1 protein-coding gene is annotated in these 360 nt (G+C 49.7%); it reads left to right on the top strand.

Annotated elements, in window-relative coordinates; genetic code table 11:
* Positions 1–33 precede the first annotated feature (33 nt).
* Complete coding sequence (locus tag BIU96_RS17680) at positions 34–297, top strand: DUF4212 domain-containing protein (RefSeq protein WP_007154785.1); 264 nt, start codon at positions 34–36, stop codon at positions 295–297.
* Positions 298–360 lie beyond the last annotated feature (63 nt).

Here is a 360-nt window from a genome sequence, read left to right as displayed (position 1 = left end):
CAACCTCCACAACAACAATACAGGAGTGATCCTATGTCAGGTCATGACTACGATGCTGTGAATTACTGGAAGGCGAACCTACGCCTTATATTCGGGAGCCTTATTGTCTGGGCCCTCGTGTCTTATGGGTTTGCGATACTGCTTCGCCCCATGCTCGCCGGAATCCCCATTGGCGGAACCGACCTCGGCTTCTGGTTCGCCCAACAGGGTTCGATTCTTACTTTCATCGCGTTGATCTTCCATTACGCCTGGCGGATGAACAAGCTCGATGAAAAATTCGACGTGCATGAGGAGTAAGTTCGAATGAGTCAATTTGCCATTAACCTATTATTTGTGGGCGGCTCATTCGCCCTCTATATC

Source organism: Curtobacterium sp. MCBA15_008 (assembly GCF_001865065.1).
Taxonomy (GTDB): domain Bacteria; phylum Actinomycetota; class Actinomycetes; order Actinomycetales; family Microbacteriaceae; genus Curtobacterium.
The sequence above is the reverse complement of the archived record's forward strand: the minus strand, read 5'-3'. Positions and strand labels throughout refer to the sequence as shown.